The sequence below is a fragment of the Limosilactobacillus vaginalis genome, assembly GCF_025311515.1.
Taxonomy (GTDB): domain Bacteria; phylum Bacillota; class Bacilli; order Lactobacillales; family Lactobacillaceae; genus Limosilactobacillus; species Limosilactobacillus vaginalis.
In genome coordinates this window covers 334052-359692 of sequence record NZ_CP104399.1, presented here as the reverse complement: position 1 = coordinate 359692, position 25641 = coordinate 334052, and the positions used below count along the sequence as shown (strand labels likewise).

The following is a 25641-nucleotide window of genomic DNA, read 5'->3' as shown; positions in this document are numbered from 1 at the left end:
GATTAAATTGATTTTCAGATCGATGCTTGCTAAACTTAAAAATATATGAATTTTAAAAATTCACGTCTTAAAAATGGTTGATTGCGAATAAGGAGCCTAATAAATGAAGCTTGAAGAATATAAACCTTTGACAGAATACAAAGCGATTAATTGGAATGAAGTTTCCGATATGATCGATAAAGCAACTTGGGAAAAGCTGACAGAGCAATTCTGGCTCGATACGCGGATTCCCGTTTCAAACGACTTAGATGATTGGCGAGAACTTGACACCGATCATCAATGGACTGTTGGTCACGTTTTCGGTGGATTAACCCTTCTGGATACTGTTCAGTCTGAAGCTGGTTTAACAGCCTTAAAGCAAGACGTTAAAACACAACACGAAACAGCAGTCTTGAATAACATCCAATTCATGGAATCAGTTCACGCCAAGAGTTACTCAACAATTTTTTCAACATTAAATACCCCTGAAGAAATTAACGAAATTTTTGACTGGTCAGATTCCGAAGAGTACTTACAAAATAAGGCGGTTCAAATTGCTAATATTTACCGCAATCCAGAGGAAGATCCATTAAAGAAGAAGGTTGCCAATGTTTTCCTTGAAACTTTCCTCTTCTATTCTGGTTTCTATACCCCACTCTATTATCTAGGACACAATAAGCTGAATAACGTTGCCGAAATTATTAAGTTAATTTTACGGGACGAGTCAGTTCACGGAACTTACATTGGCTACAAGTTCCAAGTGGGGATGCACGACCGAACAGAAAAGCAACAACAAGACATGAAGGACTGGATGTATAACTTCCTTTACGAGTTATATGATAACGAAGAAAAGTACACCCACTTGCTTTATGATCAAGTTGGCTGGACAGAAGACGTCTTAACCTTCATTCGTTACAATGCCAACAAGGCACTAATGAACCTCGGGCAAGACCCGCTCTTCCCCGATACTGCTTCAGATGTCAATCCAGTCGTTATGAACGGGATTTCCACATCAACGGCAAACCATGACTTCTTTAGCCAAGTAGGAAATGGCTACCGTTTAGGTGCTGTTGAAGCAATGAATGATGATGACTACAACGTTGCGGATCCAAACGCTACAAAAGATAAGAACGATAAAGAATAAAATTAAACATCTTATTTAATAAGCTGCGAGATAATCATTACTTAAAGTTATCTCGCAGCTTTTTCTTTATCCTGTTCAACTAAGAACATGGCTATCAATTATACACTGAATATCTCTATTATAAGATTGTGAACTAAGTTTCAATCGTTAACAAATAAAAGATCTTTTATCAGTGGACTATCCCAAAAATAATACCAATATTTTTATTGTTTTTACAGTCATTGAGGCTATAATATTGGAAACGCTAACATTAGTATTTACCATTGTTCATTCAATCACATATCTATTTACTTTTTCTAAAAATATAGTATATTTATTTATGTTCAATGATTAACAAAAATAAAAATTAAAGGAGCTTATTCTCATGGCTAAAGATAAGAAAAATCTTGAAACTACAACACCTGTTGATAAAGAACAAGAAGCTCAAACTATGATTAATGACTTAGTAGAGCGTAGTCAAAAGGCTTTTGACAAATTACGTTACTACAGCCAAGAACAAGTTGATAAGATCTGTCAAGCAATGGCATTGGCAGCAGAAGAACACCACATGGATTTAGCCGTAGACGCTGCGAACGAAACTGGTCGTGGTGTTGCTGAAGATAAAGCAATTAAGAACATCTATGCTAGTGAATACATCTGGAACAACATTCGTCATGATAAGACTGTTGGTATTATCAAAGACGATGATGAAGATCAAACAATTACAATTGCTGATCCGCTGGGAATTATCGCTGGTGTTGTCCCAGTTACTAACCCAACTTCAACCACAATTTTCAAATCCATTATTTCCGCTAAGACACGGAACACGATCATTTTCTCCTTCCACCCTCAAGCTTTGAAGTCATCCATTAAGACCGCAAAGATTCTTCAGGAAGCTGCTGAAAAAGCTGGTGCTCCTAAGGACATGATTCAATGGATTCCACAATGTAGTCTTGAAGCTACTAATGCATTGCTTCGTCACCCTAACATTGCTACTATTTTGGCAACTGGTGGTCCTGCATTAGTTAAGGCTGCCTACAGTTCAGGTAACCCTGCATTAGGTGTTGGTCCTGGTAACGGTCCTGCTTACATTGAAAAGACTGCTAACATTGCTCGTTCCGTTTACGACATTGTTTTATCTAAGACCTTTGATAACGGTATGATTTGTGCTACTGAAAACTCAGTCGTTGTTGATGACGAAATTTACGACCAAGTAAAAGAAGAATTCAAGAAGTGGAATTGTTACTTCGTTAAGCCAAATGAATTAGATACCTTCACTGAAGGATTTATTGACACTAAGCGGCACCAAGTACGTGGCCCGATTGCTGGTCGTTCTGCTAACGCAATTGCCGAAATGTGTGGCTTGAAAGATGTTCCTGAACACACTAAGGTAATTATTGCTGAATACGAAGGTGTGGGTGACGATTACCCACTTTCAGCTGAAAAGCTTTCCCCAGTTCTTACTATGTACCGGGCAACTTCTCACGAAAATGCCTTTGATATTTGTCGTCAATTACTTCACTACGGTGGTGAAGGACACACCGCTGCCATTCATACCCTTGATGATGATTTGGCTACTAAGTACGGTCTTGAAATGCGTGCTTCCCGGATTATCGTTAACTCACCATCTGGTATCGGCGGTATTGGTAACATCTACAACAACATGACTCCATCCCTTACTCTTGGTACCGGTTCATACGGTGGTAACTCAGTATCACACAACGTTACTGACTGGGATCTATTGAACATTAAGGTTATTGCTAAGCGTCGTGAAAACCGTCAATGGGTTAAGATTCCCCCAAAAGTATACTTTCAACGCAACTCACTAAAAGAATTGCGCGACATTCCTAACATTGACCGGGCTTTTATCGTTACCGGTCCAGGAATGAGCAAGCGTGGTTACGTTCAACGAGTAATTGACGAATTACGTCTTCGTCAAAACGAAACTGCTTTCTTGGTATTTGATGATGTTGAAGAAGATCCATCAACTAACACCGTTGAAAAGGGTGTTGCTATGATGAACGACTTTAAGCCTGACACCATTATCGCCCTCGGTGGGGGTTCACCAATGGATGCTGCCAAAGCAATGTGGATGTTCTATGAGCACCCAGAAACTTCCTGGTACGGTGTTATGCAAAAGTACCTTGATATCCGTAAGCGTGCTTACCAAATCAAGAAGCCTACTAAGTCACAATTAATTGGAATTCCTACTACCTCAGGAACTGGTTCAGAAGTTACTCCATTTGCCGTAATTACTGATTCCAAGACCCACGTTAAGTACCCACTTGCTGACTACGCATTAACTCCAAACATTGCGATTGTCGATTCACAATTCGTTGAAACTGTTCCTCCCAAGACCACTGCTTACACGGGTTTGGACGTCCTTTGTCACGCTACTGAATCATATGTTTCAGTAATGGCAACTGATTATACTCGTGGTTGGTCACTTCAAACTATCAAGGGGGTTATGAAATACCTTCCTAACTCCGTAAAGGGTAACAAGCTTGCTCGTCGGAAGATGCACGACTTCTCAACAATGGCTGGGATGGCATTTGGTCAAGCATTCCTTGGAATTAACCACTCTCTTGCCCACAAGATGGGTGGAGCATTCGGCCTTCCTCACGGTTTATTGATTGCAATTGCCCTTCCACAAGTTATCCGCTTCAATGCTAAGCGGCCACAAAAGCTTGCTCTCTGGCCTCACTACGAAACTTACCACGCAACTAAGGACTATGCTGACATTGCTCGTTTCATCGGTCTTCAAGGAAACTCTGATGAAGAATTAGCTGAAGCATACGCCAAGAAAGTAATTGAACTTGCTCACAAGTGTGGTGTTAAGTTAAGCCTTAAGGACAACGGTGTTAGCCGGGAAGACTTTGACAAAGTTGTTGATAAGCTTGCTGTTCTTGCCTACGAAGATCAATGTACTACCACTAACCCAGTTGAACCACTCGTTAGCCAACTTAAGGAACTCCTTGAACGTTGCTACGAAGGTACTGGTGTAGAAAAAGACTAATCAACTGATTAAATTCAAAAAGAAGATCGAGTTTTCTCGGTCTTCTTTTTGCTACTTAAATTCCTTACTTTAATACCAGTTCCGCTTTACAAAATTTTCTCATATTGTCCCAATCAATTTCGTAGCCTAGCCCGGGCTGATGAGGAACATTGACGTAAGTTCCATCTAGCTCAACTACTGGTTTGATAATATCTTGATTATAATAACGAGTTGAGGCAGCAATATCATTAGGAAGTGTATATCCTTGGAGAGTAGCAATTGCAACATTTTCTGCCCTTGCAACTCCAGAATCTAACATCCCGCCACACCAACATTGAATACCATGCTTACTTGCATATTCCTGAATTTGTTTTGCTGCTCCTAGTCCACCAACCCGAGCAACTTTAATATTAATAATACGACCACTACCTAATTGAATCATTTTCTTAGTATCAGCCAAAGAAAGGATACTTTCATCCAGACAAATTGCTGTCTTTAATTTGGATTGAAGTTGTGCATGATCAACTAAATCGCCCGGTTCCAACGGCTGTTCAATCATGAGTAACCCCAACTCATCAAGCCGTTGTAACATTGGTAGATCTTTTAAGCGGTATGCAGAATTGGCATCAGCCATGAGCATTGCTTCTGGGAACTCGTTCCGGACAGCTTTAATGAACTGATAATCGGCTCCCGGTTTTATTTTCATTTTTATTCGCCGATAGCCATCGTTGAGATAGCCACGAACTGTTTCAACTAATTTCTCCGGTGAGGATTGAACACCAATACTAACCCCAACTTCAACTTTTTGTTTGTCTCCGCCCAGCGCTTTTGCTAACGGTAGCTGAAGCCGTTTAGCATATAAATCCCAGAGTGCGCAATTTACACATGCCTTGCTCATATTATTTCGCCGAATATGGCTAAATAGTTGATAAATATCATCTGGATGATTAATGTCATGGCCAACAACTTTAGGTAATAATTGTTCTTTTAATAGGTCCCATGCTCCTGAGCGAAATTCTTCATTATAAAACGGAACATCAAAAGCTGAACACTCTGAATATCCACAATTGCCATCCTGATCCGTCAACTCTAAGATAATCGTGCGCTTATACTTAATTACCCCGAAGCTAACCTCAAAAGCATTCCTTAAGGGTAAATCAATTTTAAATAATCGTGCTTTTTCAATTTTCATCTTATCACTTTCTCCCTACTAGTTTGCCTTTTTACCATGGATAGTTAATGAAGCAACAAATGCCAGTAATGCAAAGAATGTTAATACCAAGAAGGCTGCCGTATAGCTATGAGTACCTTGGATAACAAGGCCAATTAAAATTGGTGCTAAGAAGCCCGCAAGTTGTCCACCAAAATTAACTACCCCAATTGATGCTCCGTAATTTGTTTTTGCAACCAATTGTGCCACAAACGCATAGGAGGCAGCGAAACCAATTGATTTAGTAAAGTAGGCCAACACTTCAAAGGTAATTACTCCAGTTAAGCTTAGCGAATGGAACATTCCATACATGAATACCATAGTCACTAATGCTGAAAGAGAAATTAACCATTTCTCATGACCGGTAAAGAACTTAACCATGATGAATCCGGCAATAAATGATCCAATCCCTGCCGTAATGGAAGGAAGAGGAACTAACCAAGCAATTCCTTTTAGATTAATATGGCGTGCTTGAAGAAGATAAGTAGGCATCCAAGTATCTAATCCCTTTGTAATCACACTAAAGCCAAACACAACTACCGAAAAGCTTAATACTCGCCAGTCAAACTTTCCTTTAACCTTTTGATCTCCTGTATCATAATCTGGAATTTCGCGATTTAATGGTCGTTCGAAGAAGTAATAGAACGCCAAATAAACAAGGCCTAACACTCCAACAACATGAAACGCGCCACGCCAACTTAACAGGGCAATCAAGGGAGCCACAATAAACGGTGCTAGTGCGTTCCCAATATAATTAGATGAAATAGCAACCGCGGATGCTTGACCACGTTTATTTTCCGGGAATGCCAAGCGAACCTGTTTCATTGCTGCTGACGGATATGATCCTTCACCAATTCCAAACAGAACCCTAATAATAATCAGCGAAGTAAATGACCAGGCAAATCCTGTCATCACAGTAAATACTGACCAGGCCAAAAGCGAGAGTACCGTCATCCATTTAGTGCTAAACCGGTCAACAAGCCAACCACCTGGAACCTGCATTAATGAATAACTAAAGAAAAACGCAGAGCCGACTACTCCTAATTGAGCCGGAGTCAACGTAAAGCTTTTTCCAACATAAGCAAGCGCAATATTCATTGCGGAACGATCAATAAAACAAACAATAAATCCCAAGAAAACCAATACTAGTGTTCGATATGACTTTAGCCTTTCATTCTGGCCCATTAACTGTTGTGATTCATCCATAAGGTAACCTTCTTTCCACTATTTAGAATTTAAATTTCGACAGAGGTAAGTAATAATTTTTATTCCATCAAGAAAAGCATCAATTGTTATATTCTCATTTGGTGCATGATTATGCTGATCATAATTTGCCAATGGAATAGTAAATGGCGGAATCCCGATAATATCTTTCCAAATATAATTAGGCACACTGCCAGGCATTACCGGCTCAATCAGTGCTTTACCGGTGGCTTCTGTAATTGTAGAAACCAGCCGAGGGATTAATGGGTTGCTTGCTGCAATTTTTACAGGATCAAGCTTAACCAAGTACTTAATTTGGATTTGTTCTTCATTTAATTCCGCTTTAAGCGTGTTGTTAATTAATTTAATTACCTCATCACATGTCTGGTTAGCAACCAAGCGGCAGTCAATAATTGCAGTTGCTTTACCAGGAATAATTGTTTTTACCCCGTCACCCTCATAGCCGCTACTCAAACCATTAATTGTCATTGATGGTTGAAACATTAGCCGATAATAATAATCAAATTTATCCTTATAAATTGGTGCTGGAATATTGTACGGACTTGGCAGAGAACTTAGCCACTCTCGTTCTTGACTGCTTGGCTCAACCACTTCTTTATAAAATTCCTTAATTCTACATTGACCAGTTAGTGGGTTAATTAGCTTATTTAAAACCCGCATAAGTTCAACGGCCGCATTCTTACTAACATTTCCAAAATTCCCTGAATGCAGAGCGCTTTCGTTAGTTCTTACTCCTAACCTAAACGATAAAACACCCCGGTTTCCTAATCGTAAAACATGGTCTCCTGATTGGCTCATTGATCCATCCATTACAAAAACTGCTGAAAGGTTATTTAGGTACGGATCCTTCAAGGCACGAACTGTTTGAAGGAGGTGCGGACTTCCAATCTCCTCTTCACCCTCAATGAGAATTCTGGCTGTAAAAGGTAACTCCCCATATAATTGCTGATAAACATAAAAACCACATATTTGTGCCACTAATTGGCCCTTATTATCGCCAGTACCGCGACCATACAAGCGGCCGTCACGCTGAGTTAATTTGAATGGCTTTACTTTCCATTCAGCCAATTTTCCTGGCAACTGAACATCATAATGCCCATAAAACAAGTATTCATTATCCTTCTCTGGAGAAAGGGTTGCGATAATAATTGGATTACCAGCCGTTTCAATAATCTCAACTTTCGCATGAATGAATTGTTCTAAAAGTTCTTTCAAGAATTTAACCGTTGTTTGGATTCCTTCTCCTGTTTGACTAAGGCTTTTTTGACTTACAAAGTTAGCTAATAGATTAATAAACTGCTGCTGATTTTCCCTAACATAGTCATCAATCGTCATTTCATCACCTCCAAAATTATAATATAATTAGAATATTATCATTTATTTTTAAAATCCAATATTACTTTTTATGTAGTGGCAGATTGCAATAAATAACTTGAACAAATTTAATGACGCAGATTAAGCAAAAAGATCTCAATTGGAGTTCGCCAGTTCAAACATTTGAGAGGCCGTGAATTCAGATACCAGTTAATCTGAATCAATTCATCATCACTAATCTCTTCAATTGGCTGACCCTTAGGAATAAATCGCCGTAACACTCGATTACGATTCTCATTACTACCACGTTCATGCGGAGAATAAGCATGTGCAAAGTACAACGGCACGCCGGTATTTTTCTCAATTGATTGGTAGTTGGCGAACTCTTTCCCGTGATCAACCGTCAGTGTCTTGAGATTAGTTCCTAATTGATTAGTTAACTCAAGGATAGCCTTAGTCATTGAAGTGCTATCTCGTCCATCAAGCCGTTTAACGATAGTAAGGCGACTCTTGCGTTCGACAAACGTAGCTACTGCTTGACCTTTGCGCTTACCAGATAAAACTGTATCAGCTTCAAAATGGCCTGCAATATTACGATCAGAAGCTTCAGCTGGACGATCTTCAATCGAACGACCATGACTAAAAGTACCACGAGTTTCTTTAGCCCGCTTACGGCGAATACCATGATCTGGTAAGTCAGCTAAGCTAATCTCTAAGAGGCCTTGATCAACCCAGTTATAGATAGTCTTATAGGCAATCATAACCACATGGGCTACTTGTTCAATTGACCATTTTTGAACCTTGATCTTTTCTTCGATTAGTCGTTTGAGGTTAACCGTTAATAAGCATTTCCGGCCACGATAACTAAGTTTAGTTTCGTGGTCGGCTTGCGCACTAGTCGCATGGTATTCACCCTTTAACCGGTGAATTTCATTAAAGATAGTAGTCTTACTAAAGCCCAGGTAATCAGCGATATATCGAAGAGATCGATTTTCATGACGAAGCGTTTCGATGACAATGCGGTCTTCAAATGATAAAATAGTGGTGCCCATAAAGGTCCTTCTTTCTAATGGAATGTTGTGACGACACCATTAAAGACCTTTATGGGTTTTTCTGTCCACTAAAATGTTCAACTTAAATTTTACAATCTGCCTAGTTAATAACAAAATTGCTATGAAAGAGGTAACAAAGATGAACTTAACGCAATTAAAATACTTTACCGAAGTCGTCAAAACAATGAATATGACAAAGGCAGCAACTAAATTACATATTGCTCAACCATCTATTAGTCGCAGTATTCGGGAGTTAGAGAACGAATTAGGCGTTTCGCTATTTATTCGTCAAGGGAAAAAGTTAATCTTAACCGCTCAAGGTAATTATTTCTTTACGGTAGTTAATCGGTCATTCAATCAATTACGGTTAGCAAAGGAAAATGTAAAGGCAATTCACTCACTTAACAATAAAACGATCACTATTAAGATGTGTGAAACTACTCCCTTACTGGTTTCATTTCTCAAAATCATTCATCACAAATATCCCCAAATTAACCTCCAATTTATCCAAAGTAAAATCGACAATGATCCTCGGCATTATGATTTTCAGCTTGTACCTCTACCGGTCCCCGAGCAACATAACGAATTGTTACTATCCGAAGAAGTCTTTTTGGCGACGAGTAAGGAAAATTCACAGTCAACATTTCAATTGGAAAAAATTAACCAACTACCCCTAATTGAAATGAACGAGTCACCATTTGCCGACTTTACCCAACGCTTTCTTTCTGCACAAAGAATAGATCCTCAAGTTGTCTTGCGAACAGGCGATCGTAATCTCATGATTAATTTAGTAGCTCAGGGCTATGCTTCATGCTTTGTTCCTGAGTTATCCTGGAACTGTACAACTAACCTTGAAAAAATTTCATTACATAAAATTGGGAAGAATGGCTTTCATAGAAGGATTTATCTCTCCTATCCCTATGGACCAAGGACAAGCATCCAAGAGCAAGTTGCAACGCTCCTTCTTAATTACTGTCATTCCTTAAAAAAGGCATAATTAAGCTCCCCTTTGCGTTCGCAGAGCAATTCATAATGAATGAGGAACTCACCTCAAGTGATCGTTTGAATAAAATAAATACAAAAAGTCCTTAGTACTAAGAATTTACTAATACTAAGGACCATTTTTACTTATTGGACCGCTTTAATGTTAATTACCGAATTATCACCGTCATTTGCCTCCAAGCGAAGAAGGTTCGCTGCTGATTCATTTTGCTGAAGGTCTTCAGTTCCATGGTCAACCCCATCGAGTTTATTATCCCCATCATCAGTATGGAGAATAAAGCCATCGGCATGCGAAGCAATCACTTTATTGTCACCGTCATCAGTTTTCACCGTGTAGTGTCCCTTAAAGATTACTCTGTTACTAGTGAAGTCACCGTCGCCAAGAGTTGTCTTTCCTCCAGTTACCGTGAGATTATTATAAACAACGTCACCATCAGCATCGTTAACATCCATGTTCTCTAAATCAACATTTGTAATACTCAAATCACCATCAGCAATATCGAGTTCCCCGGTTAATTTACTTCCTTTAGGTACCGTAATGACAATGGTGTCATCCCCGTCATTATAAGAGAAGAACGTTCCATGACTACCGGTTTGACTAATAGTGGCAACCTGATTAGTTACCCTAACCTTAGGGAGACGAGCGTTACTTCCTTGATAGCTAATGGAAAATTTTGAGCCCGTCTTAATCAGAACATTAGCAGTCGAACTAGTCAGATTAATTTTAGTAAATTCCTTATTAGTGCTTAATTCCTTAGTAACTTGTTTTTCAATCACCGGAGTTGTTCCCTTAAAACTGATATTTTTCATCCCATGACCAGCAAAACCAACTATCATCAGGATAATTCCAATAATTAGTATTCCCAAACTAATCTTAAACATTCTTTTCATGCTTTTCTGCCCTCCTCTGAACTAACTTTTGGTAAATATACTTAGCTAAATTGGCAATTGCCTGTGCTAGCCAGCGAATGATCCAATAAACTAACGGAATACAGAATAACAGAATCCCCAGTATTGTTATCCCAAAGCCGATATATAAGATTCCGGTCATCGGAGCCGCAACAACAACCCCAATTCCTGAATAGAGAAGCACTCCAGCGGCGAACACCAAGCCAGCTAAAGTTCCCAAAATACCAACACTAACGCCGAAGACAGCTGCTAAAGCACAGATAAGAACAACTAGCGCTCCGAAACTCATCGCAAACGTAATTGGTGATGTGACAATTGCAATGATAATTAGCCAAAAGACCCGCCAACTGGAATGTGGAGATGCCGTATGACCGCTTTTAGTTTCCTCATCATTAGCCTTAATCGAATAGTCTGCTAAAATTTTATGGCTTAGCTGCCGCGGATTACCCATCTCCTTAACAATTTGCTGATAGCTATTGTAACCAGCATCTTCAATATACTCATTGTAAAAGTCCAGTGCATCCGTTCGCTCTTCAACAGTTAATGGTGCTAATAATTTCTTTAATTCCGAAATATATTTCTGGCGACCATCCATTATTCTTCTCCACACTTCCGATAAAAGATTCGGTCCAAATTACTCTTATATTCTTCCCATAATTGCAAGATTTCTTGTAGGTGCTGCTTACCAACATCCGTTATTTGATAATATCGCCGGTTTCTTCCCTGAAATGACTTATCATACGTCGTCAGGTCACCATTTTTCTTTAAGCGGCGAAGGACCGGGTACATTGTTGATTCAGAAACATCAATTACGTTTTTTACTTTCTGGGTTAACGCATAACCATAATAATCATCCTGTTTGAGAATCGCTAATACCAGTCCATCAAGGAGTTCAGCAGTTATTTGAATTTTCATTTAATCTTCCTCCTTAACTTCCACAATATTATATCATGTATAATATTGTATTTAAATATAGTATGATCTTAAAATTTAATTAAATTTGATTGATCTTTTCCTAGTTCCTGTGATTTAGTTTGATAAAATATATCTTACCTAAGTAACAGTCCACAAAAAGGAGGCTCACATGATAAAAGAATTTAAGGATTTTATTGCACGGGGAAATGTGGTTGATATGGCAGTCGGGATTATCGTTGGGGCTGCATTTACTTCAATCGTAAAGTCATTAGTAAATAACCTCATCAATCCATTAATTGGTATTTTTGTCGGCAAAATCGATCTTTCAAACCTCGTCTGGACAGTCGGCGATGCTCAATTTAAGTACGGAACCTTTCTTAATTCAGTAATTAACTTCCTGATCATCTCCTTCGTCGTTTTTTTGATGGTCAAAGCAATTAATCGTTTCCGAACAAAAAAGGATGAAGAGCCTGCCAAGCCAAGTGAGGAAGTTCAGTACCTTAAAGAAATCACCGAACTTTTAAAAGAAAAAAATAATAATTAGAAAGATTCTCCCAATAAATTATTTTTATTAGGGAGAATCTTTTATTTATCACTGAATTTATTTGCCGCACTAAAAAAGACGCAACGAGAAGTTTTTCCTCCTCGTTACGTCCCTTTTCACTATTTCAATAATTAAATATTTCCGCAAAAGCTAGTTTTACTTTTGTGCCCGAGCCATAGCTTCTTCGTAATCCTTGGTTCCAACAAAGACTTCGTGAGTATAAGGGTTGATTCCCTTACTAGTAGCCCGTTTCCAAATAATTGCAAAGACCACAACGTTAATTACAAGTGAAAGGATAGTAATTACTCCCATCATTGTTGGATCAGCAGCCCCTGGGTGAACAGCTGGATTCATTACACCATTCTTGTATAGAACTGGTAAGACTGCGAATCGACCACTGTCTTGAAATTCTGGAATCACCTGAGCAAACATACACCAAATTGCTAACGTATTTGCCCGGTTCTGAATCCAAACACCTTTATTCCAAATTGCGGCTGCAAAGGTTGGCGCAAGCAGAAGAGCAACCCCACAATACCATGAGTGGATTGGAAGGTTGCTGTAGGTATATTCAAAGTTCCAAACATCATAGGCAAGAATGAATAGCCAAATCATGTCAGGCCACAACATATCGTCCTCGTTCTTTGAAGAATAAATTCCCCACCAACCAGTCATACAGAAAACATTAATAATTCCAGCAATACCATTAAGGACATTCCACCAACCACCATAAAGCCAAACACCTTCTGAAGAAAGCCACCACTGACTTCCGGTAGTTTGTAACGCATTCATCCCACGAATAGCTGATTCAAAATCGCTCCCTACAGCGATAAAAATATTAATTGCAACAATTACAAACGGGAAGCACTTAAACCAGTATGCTTTTCCTAATTTACCCCAATGATACTTAAGGATCATAAAACCAATACAGCCAAATGTCGCAGCGTATAGCTTCGCATAGTGGAACCAGCTATTCATATGAACATAGGTCTGATTATGTAACGCCCATGCCTGTCCATGAGCAGCACCAATATAAATTGCTGTAAAGTAAATTGTCAGCGCAATTGGTAGAATAACGAAGAAAAACAGGCCTCCAGCTTTGCTTCGACGTGCTATTTCATTTGTGATAATCAAACAAGCAAATACTAATACCCAACCAAATAATTGCCAACCTGACTGGCTACCATAAATTTAAAATAACATCCTATCTCCTCCCTATAGTAAATGTTAACGGTTACATAGAACCTACTTTTATTTTATAAAAGGGTAAAAGAGATAGCAAACTCATTTTTGGATATCTGTCTTATAAAGCGACATTTTTAAACAAAAATAGAGGCTGAACAGAATTGTTCAACCTCTTTTGAAAATTATTTGAAGTTAGACTACTTAAGGGTAACAGTAGCACCAGCGGCTTCAAGCTTTTCCTTGATGTCGTTAGCTTCGTCTTCCTTAACGTCTTCCTTGATTGCTGAAGGAGCACCGTCAACAAGGTCCTTAGCATCCTTAAGGCCAACACCAGTGATGTCCTTAACAGCCTTGATAACCTTAACCTTAGCAGCACCTGGTTCAGTCAATTCAACAGTGAAGCTGTCCTTAGCGGCAGCAGCACCACCAGCAGCACCTGCAGCTGCAACTGGAGCAGCAGCAGAAACGTCGAATTCGTCTTCGATAGCCTTAACAAGATCGTTAAGGTCAGAAATTGATGCTTCCTTTAATGAAGCAATGATAGCATCCTTATCAAAAGCCATGATTATATTCCTCCAATATTTAGGTAATTAATTTTGATTTGATAATATATGGTAATACGACAATTATGCGGCTTCGTCTTCCTTGTCGGCAACGGCCTTGACTGCACGAGCAATCTTCCGCATTGGGTCTTGCAATGCAGATGCAAGCATTGACAACAGATCTTCACGACTAGGCATAGTAGCGTATTCGTTAATTTCATCGAGAGTCTTAACACTCTTTTCAATGAAACCACCCTTGATTTCAAGAGCGTCGTGGTCATCGGCAAAGTTCTTCAAGATCTTTGCTGGAGCAATTGGGTCTTCGTCAGAGAAGGCAACAGCAGTTGGTCCAACAAAAGTACTCTTAAGATCTTCGTAGTCAGTACCTTCAACGGCACGGTCAAGAATCTTGTTCTTGATAACTGACATCTTAACGCCGGCATCACGAAGTTGCTTACGTAAATCAGTAACTTCGGCAACGGTTAAACCACGGTAATCAACAACGATAGCTGATTCAGCATTGTTGATTAATTCAACAGTTTGCTTAACAACTTCAGCCTTTTTAGCAATAGCTGCTTCACTCATGAATTTTCACCTCCTGCAATGTAGTTTGACCGGATTTATAAAAAAATCCCTATGACCGCAGACATAGAGAAGGAACTTAATTTCTTCCTCGGCAGGCATATTATTAAGGCTTTCGCCACCTGAGTCTTAGGCAGAGTCATATTTAATCAACTTTGACAGTATAACATTTCCCATTACACTTGTAAAGAACAATTTAACTTGATTCGTCAGGTTGAACTAACCTTCTTTGTTGTACAATTAACTTATTAATTTATCTCAAGGAGCACCAATTCATGAAAGACTATGGCCTATTACTTGTCAATCTTGGTTCACCTGCCGAGCCAACAACACCAGCTGTTAAGAAATATCTCCGTCAATTCCTCGGGGATCGAAACGTCGTAGAAATGCCGCCTGCACTTTGGAAGCCGCTTTTAAATGGCATTATTTTACCAATGCGTTCATGGCGTTCCGCAACTTTTTACCGCGACTGCTGGTTAAAAAATGGTTCTCCATTAATTGTCAACACAAAAAATTTAACTACAAAAGTTCAAAAGTTTCTCCCTAAATGGTCAGTTAAAATGGCAATGACCTATGGTAAGCCGAGCATTGGAGACACCCTCCGGCAAATGAAACAAGAATGTAAACAGATTATCGTTCTTTCTCTATTCCCACATTTCACCAAGAGCACAACTCAATCCATTATTGAACAAGTCCAGGCTGTCGATCCGAATTTGCCAATTATTGATCGTTTTGCCGATGATCCACGGTATCTCACAGTTCTTAGTCATCATATTCAAAAGTCTTGGGATAATGGTAACTACGATATGCTAATTATTTCTTACCACGGCATCCCCGTTTCAATGGTTAACCACGGTGATCCATACCAGGATGAAACTGAACGGACCACAATAGAACTAAAAAAGCGACTCAACATTCCCGAAAAGAAGGTTGAAATGGCTTATCAATCTAAATTTGGCCCAATGCCTTGGTTAAAGCCCTATTTAAAAAATCGCCTTCTCCAATTAGTTCAGCTTGGTAAGCGAAATATCTTAATTGTTGCTCCATCATTCGTTACCGATTGCTTAGAAACGATTGAAGAAAATTCGGTTCAAAACTACCAAACATTCCGTGAAAATGGGGGTAACACCCTTGATGTCGTTCCATCCCTCAATGATGATGCCAACTTTGCTGAGTTCATCGCTGATCTTGCTAAGGAGCGACTAAACTGATGAAGAAAAAAAGCTTAGATGAAATTAACGGAAGCGTTAATGTCCCCACTGTCTATGAATCGGCATTTTGGCAAAAATTCCTTGCATACAGTGGGCCAGGAGCTCTAGTTGCCGTTGGTTATATGGATCCTGGTAATTGGCTAACTTCATTGGCCGGCGGTGGACAATATGGCTACACGTTGTTAAGTGTCCTCTTCGTGTCAATCATCGTTGCCATGATCATGCAATCACTCTCAATCCGCCTCGGTGTCGTTACTCGAACTGATTTAGCTCAAGCGATTGCTCAACGGGTTCCTAAGCCTGTCCGGATAGGACTATGGTTATTAAATGAGCTTGCAATGATGGCAACAGACCTAACTGGAGTGGTCGGCACTTCGATTGCTCTCTACCTGCTTTTCCACCTTCCGCTGATTGTGGGTGTTTTCCTAACCGTTGCGGACGTCCTAGTTGTTCTTGTCTTTTTGCGGTTTGGAATTCGTCGAGTTGAATTTATTGTTCTTACAACGATTCTTGTTGTTGGCGCAATCTTTACAATTGAAGTCTGCCGTGCTCATCCGAGTTGGCTAGCAATTCTTAACGGCATTATTCCGCAATCAAAAATTATCACTAACCATTCCGAGCTTCTTCTTAGTCTCGGGATCATTGGAGCAACAATTATGCCCCATAATATTTATCTTCATTCGGCCTTAGCACAAAGTCGGCGCTATGATGAACATGATCCAGCACAAGTTACTGAAACCCTTAAATTTGCTAACTGGGATTCAATCATCCACCTTATTGCTGCTCTAATCGTTAATGCACTCCTTCTCATCCTTGGCGGAACCTTGTTCTTCCATACCGCATCGCTAAACAGTTTGGCTGATGTTTTCTACGGGCTGAAGAATCCCCAAATTGTTGGTACGTTATCTAGTCCCGTTATGAGCTGGTTATTCGGCTTTGCACTTCTGATTACGGGGTTAATTTCATCAATTACAAGTACTTTAGCCGGTCAAATCGTTATGGAGGGGTATATCAACATCCGTCTTCCATTATGGAAAAGACGGCTGCTTACGCGGTTTGTAACCCTAATTCCAATCGTCATCATTGGCTGTCTAATTCGGTTTAACGAACAACAATTTGAACAATTAATTATTTATGCTCAAATTATTCTTAGCATTGCACTCCCATTCACCCTTTTTCCACTGGTTGCAATCACCAGTGATCAAAAATTAATGGGGAACCATGCTAGCCCTCTCTGGCAAACGATTATTGAATACGCTCTTGTTATCCTGTTAACCGACTTAAATCTTTCAGCATTGTTCTAAGGAGAAAATAATGAAGAACAAAACGTTAACATTAATTGGTGGGATCATCTGCTGGTTACTATTTGGTGTATTTTTAATCGGTGTGATTCATAACATGGGTTGGATTAATCAAATAGATCATTTTGGTTACCAATTAACTCAACCTACTTATCACTTAAAGACGCACATTATGATCATCCTTACCCATTTTGGTGATCCAATCATCATCCAAGTTCTTACTGTCCTCCTTGCCCTCTATCTTTGGTGGCAAAACAGGTTCAATGAAAGTCTGTGGTACGTTCTCCTTCAATTTGTTGGCTATTCATTGGTCATTTTAGTTAAGTATAACGTGCTCCGTGTCCGTCCAAGCAACAAACTCTTCCCGGCTAACGGCTACAGTTTCCCTAGTGGCCACACTTTTGCTACGGTAATCTTTGTTTTTACTCTCCTTGCCGTAATTCTTCCCTACATTCACTTTCAAGGAGCAAGAATCGGACTAACCTTAATAGCTTTCTTGTGGATTGTCGTAATTATGGTTACGCGAGTTTATCTCCGCGATCACTTTACTAGCGATGTTATTGGCGGCTTTCTCCTCGCAAGTGGTTGGTGGCTGATCACCAATACATTCCGTCATCGGCTTTCTCAGTGGCTGATTAAACCAATTACAAAAATTCATAATAGAAATTAAAGCAAAAAAAGAACTCAAGAGAGAAAATTCTCTCCTGAGTTCTTTTTAGGTCAGGGCGGTATGTGGGATTTGAACCCACGCGTGCCGGACCCACAAACCGGTGTGTTAACCAAACTTCACCAATACCGCCATAATGACTCCACAGAAAATAATATCACATCTCTACTGAATAATACAATAGAAATTAAAAGACTCTGTTAAAAACATTATTAATAGATCGACGTATTAGTAAAATATCTGATAACACAAAAACCAGATAGAATAACTAAATCCTATCTGGCGTATCTTCTAATTATTTAATTTAGAAGCTTTCCAAATCAAGTGTAACACTTGGTCCGAAAGTTGAAGCAATTGAAGCATGTTGTACATAAGTACCACGTACAGAAGCTGGACGAGCCTTCATAACAATATCTTCAATAGTCTTTAAGTTTTCAACTAACTTGTCAGTGTCGAATGAAGCCTTACCGAATGGAACAGCAACATTACCATCACGGTCAGTCCGGTAAGTAACCTTACCAGCCTTAGATTCTTCAACCGCCTTGGCAACATCCATAGTAACTGTACCAGTCTTAGGGTTTGGCATTAAGCCCTTAGGTCCAAGAATCCGACCTAAACGACCAACAACTGGCATCATATCTGGAGTTGCGATTGCAACATCAAAGTCTAACCAGCCATCTTGGATCTTGTCAGCTAAGTCAGTGTCACCAACAAAGTCAGCACCGGCATCCTTAGCAGCCTTAGCATTGTCTCCCTTAGCGAAAACAATAACAGTTTGATCCTTACCAGTACCGTTTGGTAAAACAACAGCACCACGTAATTGTTGGTCAGCTTGCTTAGTGTCAACGTTTAACTTAAATGCAACTTCAACGGTTGAGTCAAAGTTAGCGAAATCAATATCTTTTACTAATTGAACTGCGTCGTTAACAGCGTACTTCTTCTTGCTGTCAACCTTTTTAAGCGCATCTTGGTACTTCTTACCACGATTTTTAGCCATCTTGTGTTTTCCTCCTTGCAAATGTGGTCTAGCGGAGTTAATACCTCCCACGGGATGTACTACTTTAATAGTGCATCCGGCCTGCTACTCAGCAATTAGTCTTCAACAGTGAAGCCCATGCTCCGTGCAGTACCTTCGATCATGCGCATAGCTGCTTCAACGTCAGCAGCGTTTAGATCTTGCATCTTAGTTTCGGCGATTTCCTTAACTTGAGCCTTGGTTACAGAAGCAACCTTGTTAGTGTTAGGTTCACCGGAACCGTGTTCAACACCAGCGGCCTTCTTCAATAAGACAGCAGCAGGTGGCGTCTTGGTAATGAAGTCGAATGAACGGTCCTCATAAACAGTAATAACAACTGGGATCAACATACCCTTTTGGTCTGCAGTCCGAGCGTTAAATTCCTTAGTGAAGCCCATAATGTTAATACCTGCTTGCCCAAGTGCAGGACCTACTGGTGGAGCTGGTGTAGCAGCACCGGCAGGAATTTGCAACTTGACAACGTTAGCTACTTTCTTTGCCACGAGACAAAACCTCCTTAGTCCGTGTTGTGGTCATGATGAGGCAGTAAATTTACCTCTCCCACAGTATGTCGAATAGCATACTTAGGTAACTTACCACATTTATAATTAAAATTCAAGATAAATAGTGTAAAAACAAGATTATAACGTGCTTATCAGTAACTTGATGGAAATATGAATCAACACAGTCAAGAATAGCTCACCGCGACCGCCACAATATCTATTCTAATAAATCGGCTCGCAGGGAAGTCCCTATTGCATCGTCATAACGTGCTTATCAGTACTACGAATGCAACACAGTCGAGAATAGCTCACCGCGACCGCCACCTCCGTCTAAATAGTCCAGACTTGATTGTAAACAATCATCGTCTGAACTCCCTTAGTACTCGGTGGCTAATCCGTCGCGGTTCACCCTCTCTTTATTCCACCGTATCAATCTGGTCGAAACCTAATTCAGCAGACGTTTCACGACCAAACATTTCAACGTTAACCTTTAACTTCATCTTTTCATGGTCAACTTCTGTAACCTTACCAGTTAAGTCGGCAAATGGTCCGGCAATAACCTTAACGCTATCACCAACACTAACGTCAATATCATGTTGAACGGTTTGAACACCCATCCGCTTCATGATCCGGTCAACTTCTTCTGGAAGTAATGGTGTTGGCTTTGAACCACCACCGTGAGAACCTAAGAATCCTGTAACGCCAGGTGTATTTCGTGCAATATACCAGGCTTGGTCAGTCATAACCATTTCTACCAAAACGTAACCAGGGAATGTCTTTTCAACTACTTCCTTAGCTTGCCCATCCTTAACCTGACGAACCTCATCTTCAGGAACAACTACTCGAAAAATGTAATCTTGCATCCCCATTGATTGAGCACGTGACTCCAGGTTACTCTTAACCCGATTTTCATAGCCTGAGTATGTATGTAAAACGTACCAGCGTTTTTCATTTGATTCCACGATGAATCCTCCTTAATTAAAATTAACTCTCATTTTCAATTTCAAAATAAAAAACCTCGCGGATCCCCCACGAAGCTCGTTGAATTTAGTATAACAAATCTCTTATGGTTTGACCACTGCTTAGACAAATAACTTCATCAAGAGTTGGATTAGCCAATCAAACAGGGCAAAGAATAATACGAAGAAAAGCGTTAACGAAATAACAATGGTTGTATCACGCCGGTTTTCACGGGCAGTTGGCCAAACAACCAGCTTCATTTCGTGATTTACACTTTTAATAAAACGAAACAGATGCATAATTTCCTCCAGCTAACTAACGGGTTTCACGGTGAAGAGTATATTCACCACAATGTTTACAAAACTTTTTTAATTCTAATCGTTCTTGTCGTTGAGGATTAGCGGTAATTGTATAGTTATGAGCACCGCACTTCGTACATTCCAGTGCAACTTTCTTTTGGGACATACTTTCACCTCCACACACAATTAAGATTAGCATGTTCCATTTACTAAAACAAGTCTTTACGTCATGTCGTCATTAGTCAGAAAATTATATTTCTTACGTTTGCGGACTAGAAAAAGGCTGATGAAATTACCAGCCTTTTTCTTAATAAATTAGAACAAATTATTAATGCCTTACTCCGATCATTCACCCGCCAAAATCTTTATTAATTTTGTCCGGGTTCGTGAAAGAGCACTCTGGACTTGTCGCTTGTTACATTGAAGCTTTCGGCATATATATTCAACCGATTTGCCAGTAACGGTCAGTGCTAAAACATCCCGTTCAAAAGACGAACTAACTCTGATGATCTCTTCAATACTCTTATGACAATAGACAATATCTTCTAGTAAAATTTTCCCACCAAGGATTGTCTCACTGTCATTTTCTCCCAAAGAGTCTAATTGTTCAACTGGGATCCGCTTATCTGCTTGTCTAGCACGATATAAATCAAGAAGTCGATTGACCAAGCTTTGCTTATAAAAACCGCTAAATTGATGAATATCTTTTCCACTATAAGAGTAAATAACTTTTAGCAGTACTAGTTGTGCCTCTTGATCCCAATCTTCAAACTCTAAATCAGCAATATAAAATTTTTGCCAAAGCCGCTTAACAAGTGAAGAGTAACAATCAAATAATGCCATAAATTTATCCTCGTTGCCGACTTGTGCCTGAATGAGTAATTCGAGATCAGCTGAATGATTTTTTATCATTGTTTCACCTTAACTTTATTAAGGATCACCTTTCTTGAATTTGGCTCCTTCACCCATTCATTGATTGCCTGGTCGAGGGGTTCTCATTCCCATCGTCAGGAAGATTTCAATTCCTAGTACCGGTTCCTTATACTAAGTCTCTCAACCTTGGTGACTAATGCCTGAAAATAATCTACCAAACTTTTAATAGTTTGAATAGTACTTTCTTGTGATTTGTTGAACAACTATTCAAACGATAGTTAATTGAAAAGTTTTTCTGCATAAAAATTTGTTTTCCTAGAATGAACACTACCGCCAGAATAGTCTTTTAATGCGACAAGTGTCTCAATATACCAATTATTTATTGTTATGGGATATTTTATAATTTGAAAAAATTTTGTTTTTTGAATACTCACTTAAGCATGTAAGGTGAATCCCACATTTTTTTACTTTCAAAAATCACCCAAACAAATAAATCCTCCCTCCTGCTTTAATTAAACAGGAAGGAGGATTTGTTTTCTATAGCGGGTGCCGGGAATTAAATCCTTGGTAGATTAACAGACTCGCCGCCACACTTGCATTAAGACTTTGAACGTGACCAATCATTGGAATTGTAAGCATCTCATCACAGTTCTTTTTCAATAATGAGGAGATTCCCTTTCCTTCATTACCGATAACTAACGCTACTGCTCCCTTTGCATTCCAGCGACGGTAATCAGTTCCTTTCATATCGGTTCCGAACAGCCAAACTCCCCGGTCTTTCAATTCTTGAGCGGTTTGAACCAGGTTAGTAACACGGGCAACCGGAACGTGTTCAATTGCTCCGGTAGAGGTTTTAGCAACAACCGAAGTTAAACCAACAGCGCGGCGCCGGGGAATAATAATCCCATGAACCCCGGCTGCATCGGCCGTCCGGATAATTGAACCAAGATTATGCGGATCCTCTAATTCATCAAGGATCAGGAAAAATGGGTCTTCATCATGTTTAGCGGCATTTTCAAACAAGTCATCAATGGTTGCATAGTGATAAGCGGCGACTGCCAAGGCCACTCCCTGGTGATTTTGGTGATCACTCATCTGATCAAGTTTTGTCTTGGGAACGTTGGAAATTACAAGCCGCTTTTCCTTTGCTAATTTAATAATTTGTGAAATGGCATCAGACTTTAATCCTGATTGGATAAAAACCTTATTAATCTCCTGATCGGACTTCAATGCCATCACTGCCGGATGACGACCAATAATAAAATCATTGCTTTCAGTTTTCATGCTTCGTTCTCCCTGCTTCAACTTGCTGAATGCACCATTCTGCTAATTCTTCAATTCGATCTTGTTTTCCTGCTAATTGCAGGTAACCCATCATTGCTTCAAAACCAGTCGATATCCGATAAGTTAGAACAGAGGTATGTTTTGCGTGCGTGTGACTATTGGCATTTCGCCCCCGCTTAAAGTAACTCCACTCATCCTCAGTCAAAATATCATCCTGCTTCATCAGATCAATCAATGCCGCTTGCGCTTTTGCAGAAACATAGTGAGTCGCTATGTGCTGAAGCTTAGTCGGCTTTGCTAGTCCCTGACTCAAAAGATGTTGACGGATAAATACTTCATAAACGGCATCCCCCAAGTAAGCAAGGGCAATCCCGTTTAATTGTTGATAATCTGCTTGTTCCATTAATTTCCTTCCTGTCTACTTCTTTACTCGCTTGAACCGTGTTCCTTGCGGCGTATCTTCAAGAATGATTCCCTGTGCCTTTAATTCATCACGAATTTGGTCACTCCGGGCAAAGTCTTTATTCTTCCGCGCTTCATTTCGTTCATCAATCAACGCTTGAATATGTTCATCGTTAAGCTCATTGTCACTTGATGCTAACTTCACACCAAAAATACTAACTAATTCAGAAATTAGATCCTTCATTTCGGTTAATGCAGCTGCTTTAACCGCTTTTTGTTGGGCGTATACATTTGCAAACTTAACTAGTTCATAAACAACGGTAATCCCATTTTGAACATTAATATCGTTATCCATTGCTTCCGTAAATGATTGCTTAAAATCAGCTAATTTTTGAGTAACTACCGGATCAGCACCATCTTGAGCATCTTTTTGACGATAAGTTAAATTATCAAATGCTGTTTGGATATGTTCCAAATTATTTTTAGCATCAATCAAATTATCCTCACTGTATTGGATTGGCCGTCGATATTGAGTAGTCGCCATAAAGAACCGCAATACTTGAGGATCAACCTGCTTAATGATGTCGTGGACAGTGATAAAGTTGTGCAGTGATTTGCTCATCTTCTCGTTGTCCTTGCCGATAGTAACAAAACCATTATGCATCCAGTAACGAACAAATTTCTGGCCAGTTTTCGCTTCACTTTGAGCAATTTCATTTTCATGGTGGGGAAATTCTAGATCCTGGCCGCCACCATGAATATCAATCGTCTTTCCCAAGTACTTAGTCGACATCACTGAGCATTCAATATGCCAGCCTGGTCGTCCCTTGCCCCATGGCGAATCCCAGTTAATTTCGCCTGGCTTAGCAGCTTTCCAAAGAGCAAAATCCATTGGATCCTCTTTTTTATTAATTTCATCATCACTAACATGTTCACTTGCCCCAACTTCAAGATCATCAATTGATTGGCCTGACAATTGACCATAGTCCTTGAATTTTCGGGCACGATAATAAACATCCCCATCTTTTTCGTATGCATAGCCCTTATCAATCAACCCCTGAATAAATTTGATAATTTCAGGAATGTTTTCGGTTGCTCGCGGGTGCATTGTCGCTGGTTCGATATTAATTGCCTTAGTATCTTCCATAAATGCTTGAATGTATTTATCTGCTAATTGGGGAACGGTGATTCCTTGTTCATGGGCGGCTTTGATCATCTTATCATCAACGTCGGTAAAGTTAGAAACATAGTTCACCTTGTACCCCTTAAATTCAAGGTAGCGCCGTACGGTATCAAATGCAATCGCTGAACGTGCATTACCAATATGGATATAGTTATACACCGTTGGACCACAGACATACATGTTAACAACTCCTGGGGTTTGCGGTTTAAATTCTTCTTGTTTACGAGTCAATGTATTATAAATTGTTAGCATGACTGTCTGCTCCTTTCATATCTATACCCATAATACTAACATATCTAGTTAATTGACTGATACCTGTCCTAATAAAAAAAGCTAACTGCTCAATAATCCTGATTAGTTAGCTTAATTTCTCTTTACGTACAGCAGATTACTATTCTTTTTATCTAAAGCTCAACCCCTTGAATTCCATTATCATAGGTCCACTGCTTTAACTCTTCCATGTCACCACTAAAATAGAATTCTGAAATTAACTGATTCCACTTTGGCCACCGATCAAGCGGAACATTAATCAACCCTGCACCGCTATTAATCATTATTTTATTAGCAGCTAAAGTTGCCGTTCGCTTATTTCCGTCCCAAAAAATCTGATTCCGCATTAAGTGATACATTAACGTCAATGCTTTATCAGTATTTGTTCTGTTTTTATCTAAAAGTAATTGAGTTAAAAATAATTCTTCTTGCTCTTGATTAACCTGCGGAGGAATATACTCACCCTTCATCGTGCTAACCGCACCATTTCCAGTTCGAAGTTCTCCTGGAGCCAGCGACTCATTCAGAGCAACAATTTTATTAGCCTTTTTAAGAAAATCAAGATTAATCCCCTCATCCGAATTAATAGTATATTGCCACCCTCTCTTCAACTGAATAATGATATTAATATCGTCAATTGAGACACCATCAACTCCTAGGCCATCAATGATTGTTTGTGTTTGTTGCAAGGTCGTTATTAAACCCTCAAATCGAGAATTAACATAAACTAATCGCGTCAAATTACTCCTAGCTAAACGCTTATTTTGCTCAACACTTAAATGATATTTACCTCTTAACATGGAAATATCCTCTTCAATATTTTTCAAATTATGCAAAGTTATTGAACTACTCAACTATATATAACTCTTTTACACCAACGATTATACTATAATTTAATTCACTCATATAAGTCATTTGACGATAAAGCGGCGACACCTCATCATGTCTCAAAAACTTTTTTCACTTGCTTCAAAAGTTTTTTTACTTAATAGTCACAATTTCTTCACATTCTCCTGGTAGTATATAAAGCGTAGTAAAGATACAAGCTTTACTACTAATGAAACCTATTATTTTTCAATTACTCCTCCCAATAGTAACCG

27 protein-coding genes, 1 tRNA gene and 1 other annotated feature are annotated in these 25641 nt (G+C 39.4%); of the genes, 7 read left to right on the top strand and 21 right to left on the bottom strand.

The features are described from left to right. Window positions 1–103: 103 nt before the first annotated feature. Complete coding sequence (gene nrdF / locus N4627_RS01620; RefSeq protein WP_003717543.1) at window positions 104–1123, top strand: class 1b ribonucleoside-diphosphate reductase subunit beta; 1020 nt, start codon at window positions 104–106, stop codon at window positions 1121–1123. A 364-nt stretch (window positions 1124–1487) separates the two neighbouring features. After that, a complete protein-coding gene (gene adhE, locus N4627_RS01615) occupies window positions 1488–4118 on the top strand; it encodes a bifunctional acetaldehyde-CoA/alcohol dehydrogenase (protein ID WP_260964867.1) in 2631 nt (876 codons plus the stop codon). 64 nt (window positions 4119–4182) lie between these two features. Here the strand turns inward: adhE and menC are convergent, their stop codons facing one another. From menC to N4627_RS01595, 4 genes are all read right to left on the bottom strand, one after another. Then, window positions 4183–5289 carry an o-succinylbenzoate synthase gene (gene menC, locus N4627_RS01610; RefSeq protein ID WP_003717541.1) on the bottom strand — a complete coding sequence of 369 codons (1107 nt, stop codon included), beginning with the start codon at window positions 5287–5289 and terminating at the stop codon, window positions 4183–4185. 18 nt (window positions 5290–5307) lie between these two features. Beyond that, window positions 5308–6513, bottom strand: coding sequence for an MFS transporter (locus N4627_RS01605; protein WP_260964866.1), 1206 nt, complete (start codon window positions 6511–6513; stop codon window positions 5308–5310). A gap of 18 nt (window positions 6514–6531) precedes the next feature. After that, a complete protein-coding gene (locus N4627_RS01600) occupies window positions 6532–7866 on the bottom strand; it encodes a M20/M25/M40 family metallo-hydrolase (protein ID WP_191336993.1) in 1335 nt (444 codons plus the stop codon). Between the two features lie 107 nt (window positions 7867–7973). Continuing rightward, complete coding sequence (locus N4627_RS01595) at window positions 7974–8897, bottom strand: IS30 family transposase (protein ID WP_260964619.1); 924 nt, start codon at window positions 8895–8897, stop codon at window positions 7974–7976. A 139-nt stretch (window positions 8898–9036) separates the two neighbouring features. On the opposite strand from N4627_RS01595, the gene N4627_RS01590 reads away from it, so the two are divergent. Next, window positions 9037–9894, top strand: coding sequence for a LysR family transcriptional regulator (locus N4627_RS01590; protein WP_260964865.1), 858 nt, complete (start codon window positions 9037–9039; stop codon window positions 9892–9894). A 131-nt stretch (window positions 9895–10025) separates the two neighbouring features. Here the strand turns inward: N4627_RS01590 and N4627_RS01585 are convergent, their stop codons facing one another. Genes N4627_RS01585 through N4627_RS01575 form a run of 3 tightly spaced genes read right to left on the bottom strand, consistent with a single transcriptional unit; the run spans window position 10026 to window position 11723 of the window. Then, window positions 10026–10790: a DUF4097 domain-containing protein gene (locus N4627_RS01585; RefSeq protein ID WP_260964864.1), complete on the bottom strand. Its 765-nt coding sequence runs from the start codon at window positions 10788–10790 to the stop codon at window positions 10026–10028. After that, window positions 10774–11403, bottom strand: coding sequence for a DUF1700 domain-containing protein (locus N4627_RS01580; RefSeq protein ID WP_260964863.1), 630 nt, complete (start codon window positions 11401–11403; stop codon window positions 10774–10776). Before N4627_RS01580 ends, N4627_RS01585 begins: the two co-directional genes overlap by 17 nt. Further along, window positions 11403–11723 (bottom strand): PadR family transcriptional regulator, encoded by a 321-nt coding sequence (locus N4627_RS01575; RefSeq protein WP_003717535.1) that lies wholly within the window; start codon window positions 11721–11723, stop codon window positions 11403–11405. Before N4627_RS01575 ends, N4627_RS01580 begins: the two co-directional genes overlap by 1 nt. Before the next feature lie 169 nt (window positions 11724–11892). Here N4627_RS01575 and mscL point away from each other — a divergent pair, with 169 nt between their 5' ends. Continuing rightward, on the top strand, window positions 11893–12267 hold the full coding sequence (mscL, locus tag N4627_RS01570) for a large-conductance mechanosensitive channel protein MscL (RefSeq protein ID WP_098044907.1): 375 nt from the start codon (window positions 11893–11895) through the stop codon (window positions 12265–12267). Between the two features lie 156 nt (window positions 12268–12423). Here the strand turns inward: mscL and N4627_RS01565 are convergent, their stop codons facing one another. The 3 genes from N4627_RS01565 to rplJ all read right to left on the bottom strand — a co-directional run bounded on the left by N4627_RS01565 (window position 12424) and on the right by rplJ (window position 14576). Then, window positions 12424–13455, bottom strand: a complete 1032-nt coding sequence (locus N4627_RS01565; protein WP_260965069.1) for a DUF5692 family protein — start codon at window positions 13453–13455, stop codon at window positions 12424–12426. A gap of 191 nt (window positions 13456–13646) precedes the next feature. Next, the gene (gene rplL, locus N4627_RS01560) at window positions 13647–14012 is read right to left on the bottom strand and encodes a 50S ribosomal protein L7/L12 (protein WP_003717532.1); all 366 of its coding nucleotides are present in this window, start codon (window positions 14010–14012) and stop codon (window positions 13647–13649) included. A 63-nt stretch (window positions 14013–14075) separates the two neighbouring features. After that, window positions 14076–14576, bottom strand: a complete 501-nt coding sequence (rplJ, locus tag N4627_RS01555) for a 50S ribosomal protein L10 (RefSeq protein ID WP_003717531.1) — start codon at window positions 14574–14576, stop codon at window positions 14076–14078. 31 nt (window positions 14577–14607) lie between these two features. After that, window positions 14608–14725 (bottom strand) — a sequence feature (ribosomal protein L10 leader region). Window positions 14726–14848: 123 nt separating this feature from the next. Here rplJ and hemH point away from each other — a divergent pair. The 3 genes from hemH to N4627_RS01540 are packed head-to-tail and all read left to right on the top strand — an operon-like array spanning window position 14849 to window position 17755. After that, window positions 14849–15784 (top strand): ferrochelatase, encoded by a 936-nt coding sequence (hemH, locus tag N4627_RS01550; RefSeq protein WP_124032078.1) that lies wholly within the window; start codon window positions 14849–14851, stop codon window positions 15782–15784. After that, on the top strand, window positions 15784–17088 hold the full coding sequence (locus N4627_RS01545; protein WP_260964862.1) for an Nramp family divalent metal transporter: 1305 nt from the start codon (window positions 15784–15786) through the stop codon (window positions 17086–17088). The genes hemH and N4627_RS01545 overlap by 1 nt, the downstream gene beginning before the upstream one ends. 10 nt (window positions 17089–17098) lie before the next feature. After that, entirely contained in the window at window positions 17099–17755 is a 657-nt protein-coding gene (locus tag N4627_RS01540) for a phosphatase PAP2 family protein (protein WP_003717528.1), read from the top strand. 54 nt (window positions 17756–17809) lie between these two features. On the opposite strand, the gene N4627_RS01535 is transcribed toward N4627_RS01540, so the two are convergent. The 11 genes from N4627_RS01535 to N4627_RS01485 form a co-directional block, all read right to left on the bottom strand. Further along, a tRNA-His gene (locus N4627_RS01535) sits at window positions 17810–17884 on the bottom strand. A gap of 172 nt (window positions 17885–18056) precedes the next feature. Beyond that, entirely contained in the window at window positions 18057–18749 is a 693-nt protein-coding gene (gene rplA / locus N4627_RS01530; protein ID WP_098044910.1) for a 50S ribosomal protein L1, read from the bottom strand. A gap of 95 nt (window positions 18750–18844) precedes the next feature. Continuing rightward, window positions 18845–19270, bottom strand: coding sequence for a 50S ribosomal protein L11 (gene rplK, locus N4627_RS01525; RefSeq protein WP_003717526.1), 426 nt, complete (start codon window positions 19268–19270; stop codon window positions 18845–18847). 416 nt (window positions 19271–19686) lie between these two features. Further along, window positions 19687–20232: a transcription termination/antitermination protein NusG gene (nusG, locus tag N4627_RS01520; protein ID WP_040531564.1), complete on the bottom strand. Its 546-nt coding sequence runs from the start codon at window positions 20230–20232 to the stop codon at window positions 19687–19689. Between the two features lie 120 nt (window positions 20233–20352). Next, the gene (gene secE, locus N4627_RS01515) at window positions 20353–20529 is read right to left on the bottom strand and encodes a preprotein translocase subunit SecE (protein WP_003717524.1); all 177 of its coding nucleotides are present in this window, start codon (window positions 20527–20529) and stop codon (window positions 20353–20355) included. Between the two features lie 16 nt (window positions 20530–20545). Then, entirely contained in the window at window positions 20546–20695 is a 150-nt protein-coding gene (gene rpmG, locus N4627_RS01510) for a 50S ribosomal protein L33 (protein ID WP_003717523.1), read from the bottom strand. Window positions 20696–20874: 179 nt separating this feature from the next. Further along, a complete protein-coding gene (locus tag N4627_RS01505) occupies window positions 20875–21441 on the bottom strand; it encodes a sigma-70 family RNA polymerase sigma factor (RefSeq protein ID WP_003717522.1) in 567 nt (188 codons plus the stop codon). Window positions 21442–21939: 498 nt separating this feature from the next. Further along, window positions 21940–22686, bottom strand: coding sequence for a 23S rRNA (guanosine(2251)-2'-O)-methyltransferase RlmB (gene rlmB, locus N4627_RS01500; RefSeq protein WP_003717521.1), 747 nt, complete (start codon window positions 22684–22686; stop codon window positions 21940–21942). Beyond that, window positions 22676–23089 carry a Mini-ribonuclease 3 gene (locus N4627_RS01495; RefSeq protein ID WP_003717520.1) on the bottom strand — a complete coding sequence of 138 codons (414 nt, stop codon included), beginning with the start codon at window positions 23087–23089 and terminating at the stop codon, window positions 22676–22678. The genes rlmB and N4627_RS01495 overlap by 11 nt, the downstream gene beginning before the upstream one ends. Window positions 23090–23104: 15 nt before the next feature. Further along, window positions 23105–24523 (bottom strand): cysteine--tRNA ligase, encoded by a 1419-nt coding sequence (gene cysS / locus N4627_RS01490; protein WP_003717518.1) that lies wholly within the window; start codon window positions 24521–24523, stop codon window positions 23105–23107. Between the two features lie 152 nt (window positions 24524–24675). Further along, window positions 24676–25341 (bottom strand): Fic family protein, encoded by a 666-nt coding sequence (locus tag N4627_RS01485; protein WP_098044912.1) that lies wholly within the window; start codon window positions 25339–25341, stop codon window positions 24676–24678. Between the last annotated feature and the right edge of the window lie 300 nt (window positions 25342–25641).

What these genes read in the sequence shown, in the direction of transcription:
- nrdF (WP_003717543.1), top strand. Translation starts at nt 104, where the DNA reads ATGAAGCTTGAAGAATATAAACCTTTGACAGAATACAAAGCGATTAAT.
- adhE (WP_260964867.1), top strand. Translation starts at nt 1,488, where the DNA reads ATGGCTAAAGATAAGAAAAATCTTGAAACTACAACACCTGTTGATAAA.
- menC (WP_003717541.1), bottom strand. Translation starts at nt 5,289, where the DNA reads ATGAAAATTGAAAAAGCACGATTATTTAAAATTGATTTACCCTTAAGG.
- N4627_RS01605 (WP_260964866.1), bottom strand. Translation starts at nt 6,513, where the DNA reads ATGGATGAATCACAACAGTTAATGGGCCAGAATGAAAGGCTAAAGTCA.
- N4627_RS01600 (WP_191336993.1), bottom strand. Translation starts at nt 7,866, where the DNA reads ATGACGATTGATGACTATGTTAGGGAAAATCAGCAGCAGTTTATTAAT.
- N4627_RS01595 (WP_260964619.1), bottom strand. Translation starts at nt 8,897, where the DNA reads ATGGGCACCACTATTTTATCATTTGAAGACCGCATTGTCATCGAAACG.
- N4627_RS01590 (WP_260964865.1), top strand. Translation starts at nt 9,037, where the DNA reads ATGAACTTAACGCAATTAAAATACTTTACCGAAGTCGTCAAAACAATG.
- N4627_RS01585 (WP_260964864.1), bottom strand. Translation starts at nt 10,790, where the DNA reads ATGAAAAGAATGTTTAAGATTAGTTTGGGAATACTAATTATTGGAATT.
- N4627_RS01580 (WP_260964863.1), bottom strand. Translation starts at nt 11,403, where the DNA reads ATGGATGGTCGCCAGAAATATATTTCGGAATTAAAGAAATTATTAGCA.
- N4627_RS01575 (WP_003717535.1), bottom strand. Translation starts at nt 11,723, where the DNA reads ATGAAAATTCAAATAACTGCTGAACTCCTTGATGGACTGGTATTAGCG.
- mscL (WP_098044907.1), top strand. Translation starts at nt 11,893, where the DNA reads ATGATAAAAGAATTTAAGGATTTTATTGCACGGGGAAATGTGGTTGAT.
- rplL (WP_003717532.1), bottom strand. Translation starts at nt 14,012, where the DNA reads ATGGCTTTTGATAAGGATGCTATCATTGCTTCATTAAAGGAAGCATCA.
- rplJ (WP_003717531.1), bottom strand. Translation starts at nt 14,576, where the DNA reads ATGAGTGAAGCAGCTATTGCTAAAAAGGCTGAAGTTGTTAAGCAAACT.
- hemH (WP_124032078.1), top strand. Translation starts at nt 14,849, where the DNA reads ATGAAAGACTATGGCCTATTACTTGTCAATCTTGGTTCACCTGCCGAG.
- N4627_RS01545 (WP_260964862.1), top strand. Translation starts at nt 15,784, where the DNA reads ATGAAGAAAAAAAGCTTAGATGAAATTAACGGAAGCGTTAATGTCCCC.
- N4627_RS01540 (WP_003717528.1), top strand. Translation starts at nt 17,099, where the DNA reads ATGAAGAACAAAACGTTAACATTAATTGGTGGGATCATCTGCTGGTTA.
- rplA (WP_098044910.1), bottom strand. Translation starts at nt 18,749, where the DNA reads ATGGCTAAAAATCGTGGTAAGAAGTACCAAGATGCGCTTAAAAAGGTT.
- secE (WP_003717524.1), bottom strand. Translation starts at nt 20,529, where the DNA reads ATGCATCTGTTTCGTTTTATTAAAAGTGTAAATCACGAAATGAAGCTG.
- rpmG (WP_003717523.1), bottom strand. Translation starts at nt 20,695, where the DNA reads ATGTCCCAAAAGAAAGTTGCACTGGAATGTACGAAGTGCGGTGCTCAT.
- N4627_RS01505 (WP_003717522.1), bottom strand. Translation starts at nt 21,441, where the DNA reads ATGATAAAAAATCATTCAGCTGATCTCGAATTACTCATTCAGGCACAA.
- rlmB (WP_003717521.1), bottom strand. Translation starts at nt 22,686, where the DNA reads ATGAAAACTGAAAGCAATGATTTTATTATTGGTCGTCATCCGGCAGTG.
- N4627_RS01495 (WP_003717520.1), bottom strand. Translation starts at nt 23,089, where the DNA reads ATGGAACAAGCAGATTATCAACAATTAAACGGGATTGCCCTTGCTTAC.
- cysS (WP_003717518.1), bottom strand. Translation starts at nt 24,523, where the DNA reads ATGCTAACAATTTATAATACATTGACTCGTAAACAAGAAGAATTTAAA.
- N4627_RS01485 (WP_098044912.1), bottom strand. Translation starts at nt 25,341, where the DNA reads ATGTTAAGAGGTAAATATCATTTAAGTGTTGAGCAAAATAAGCGTTTA.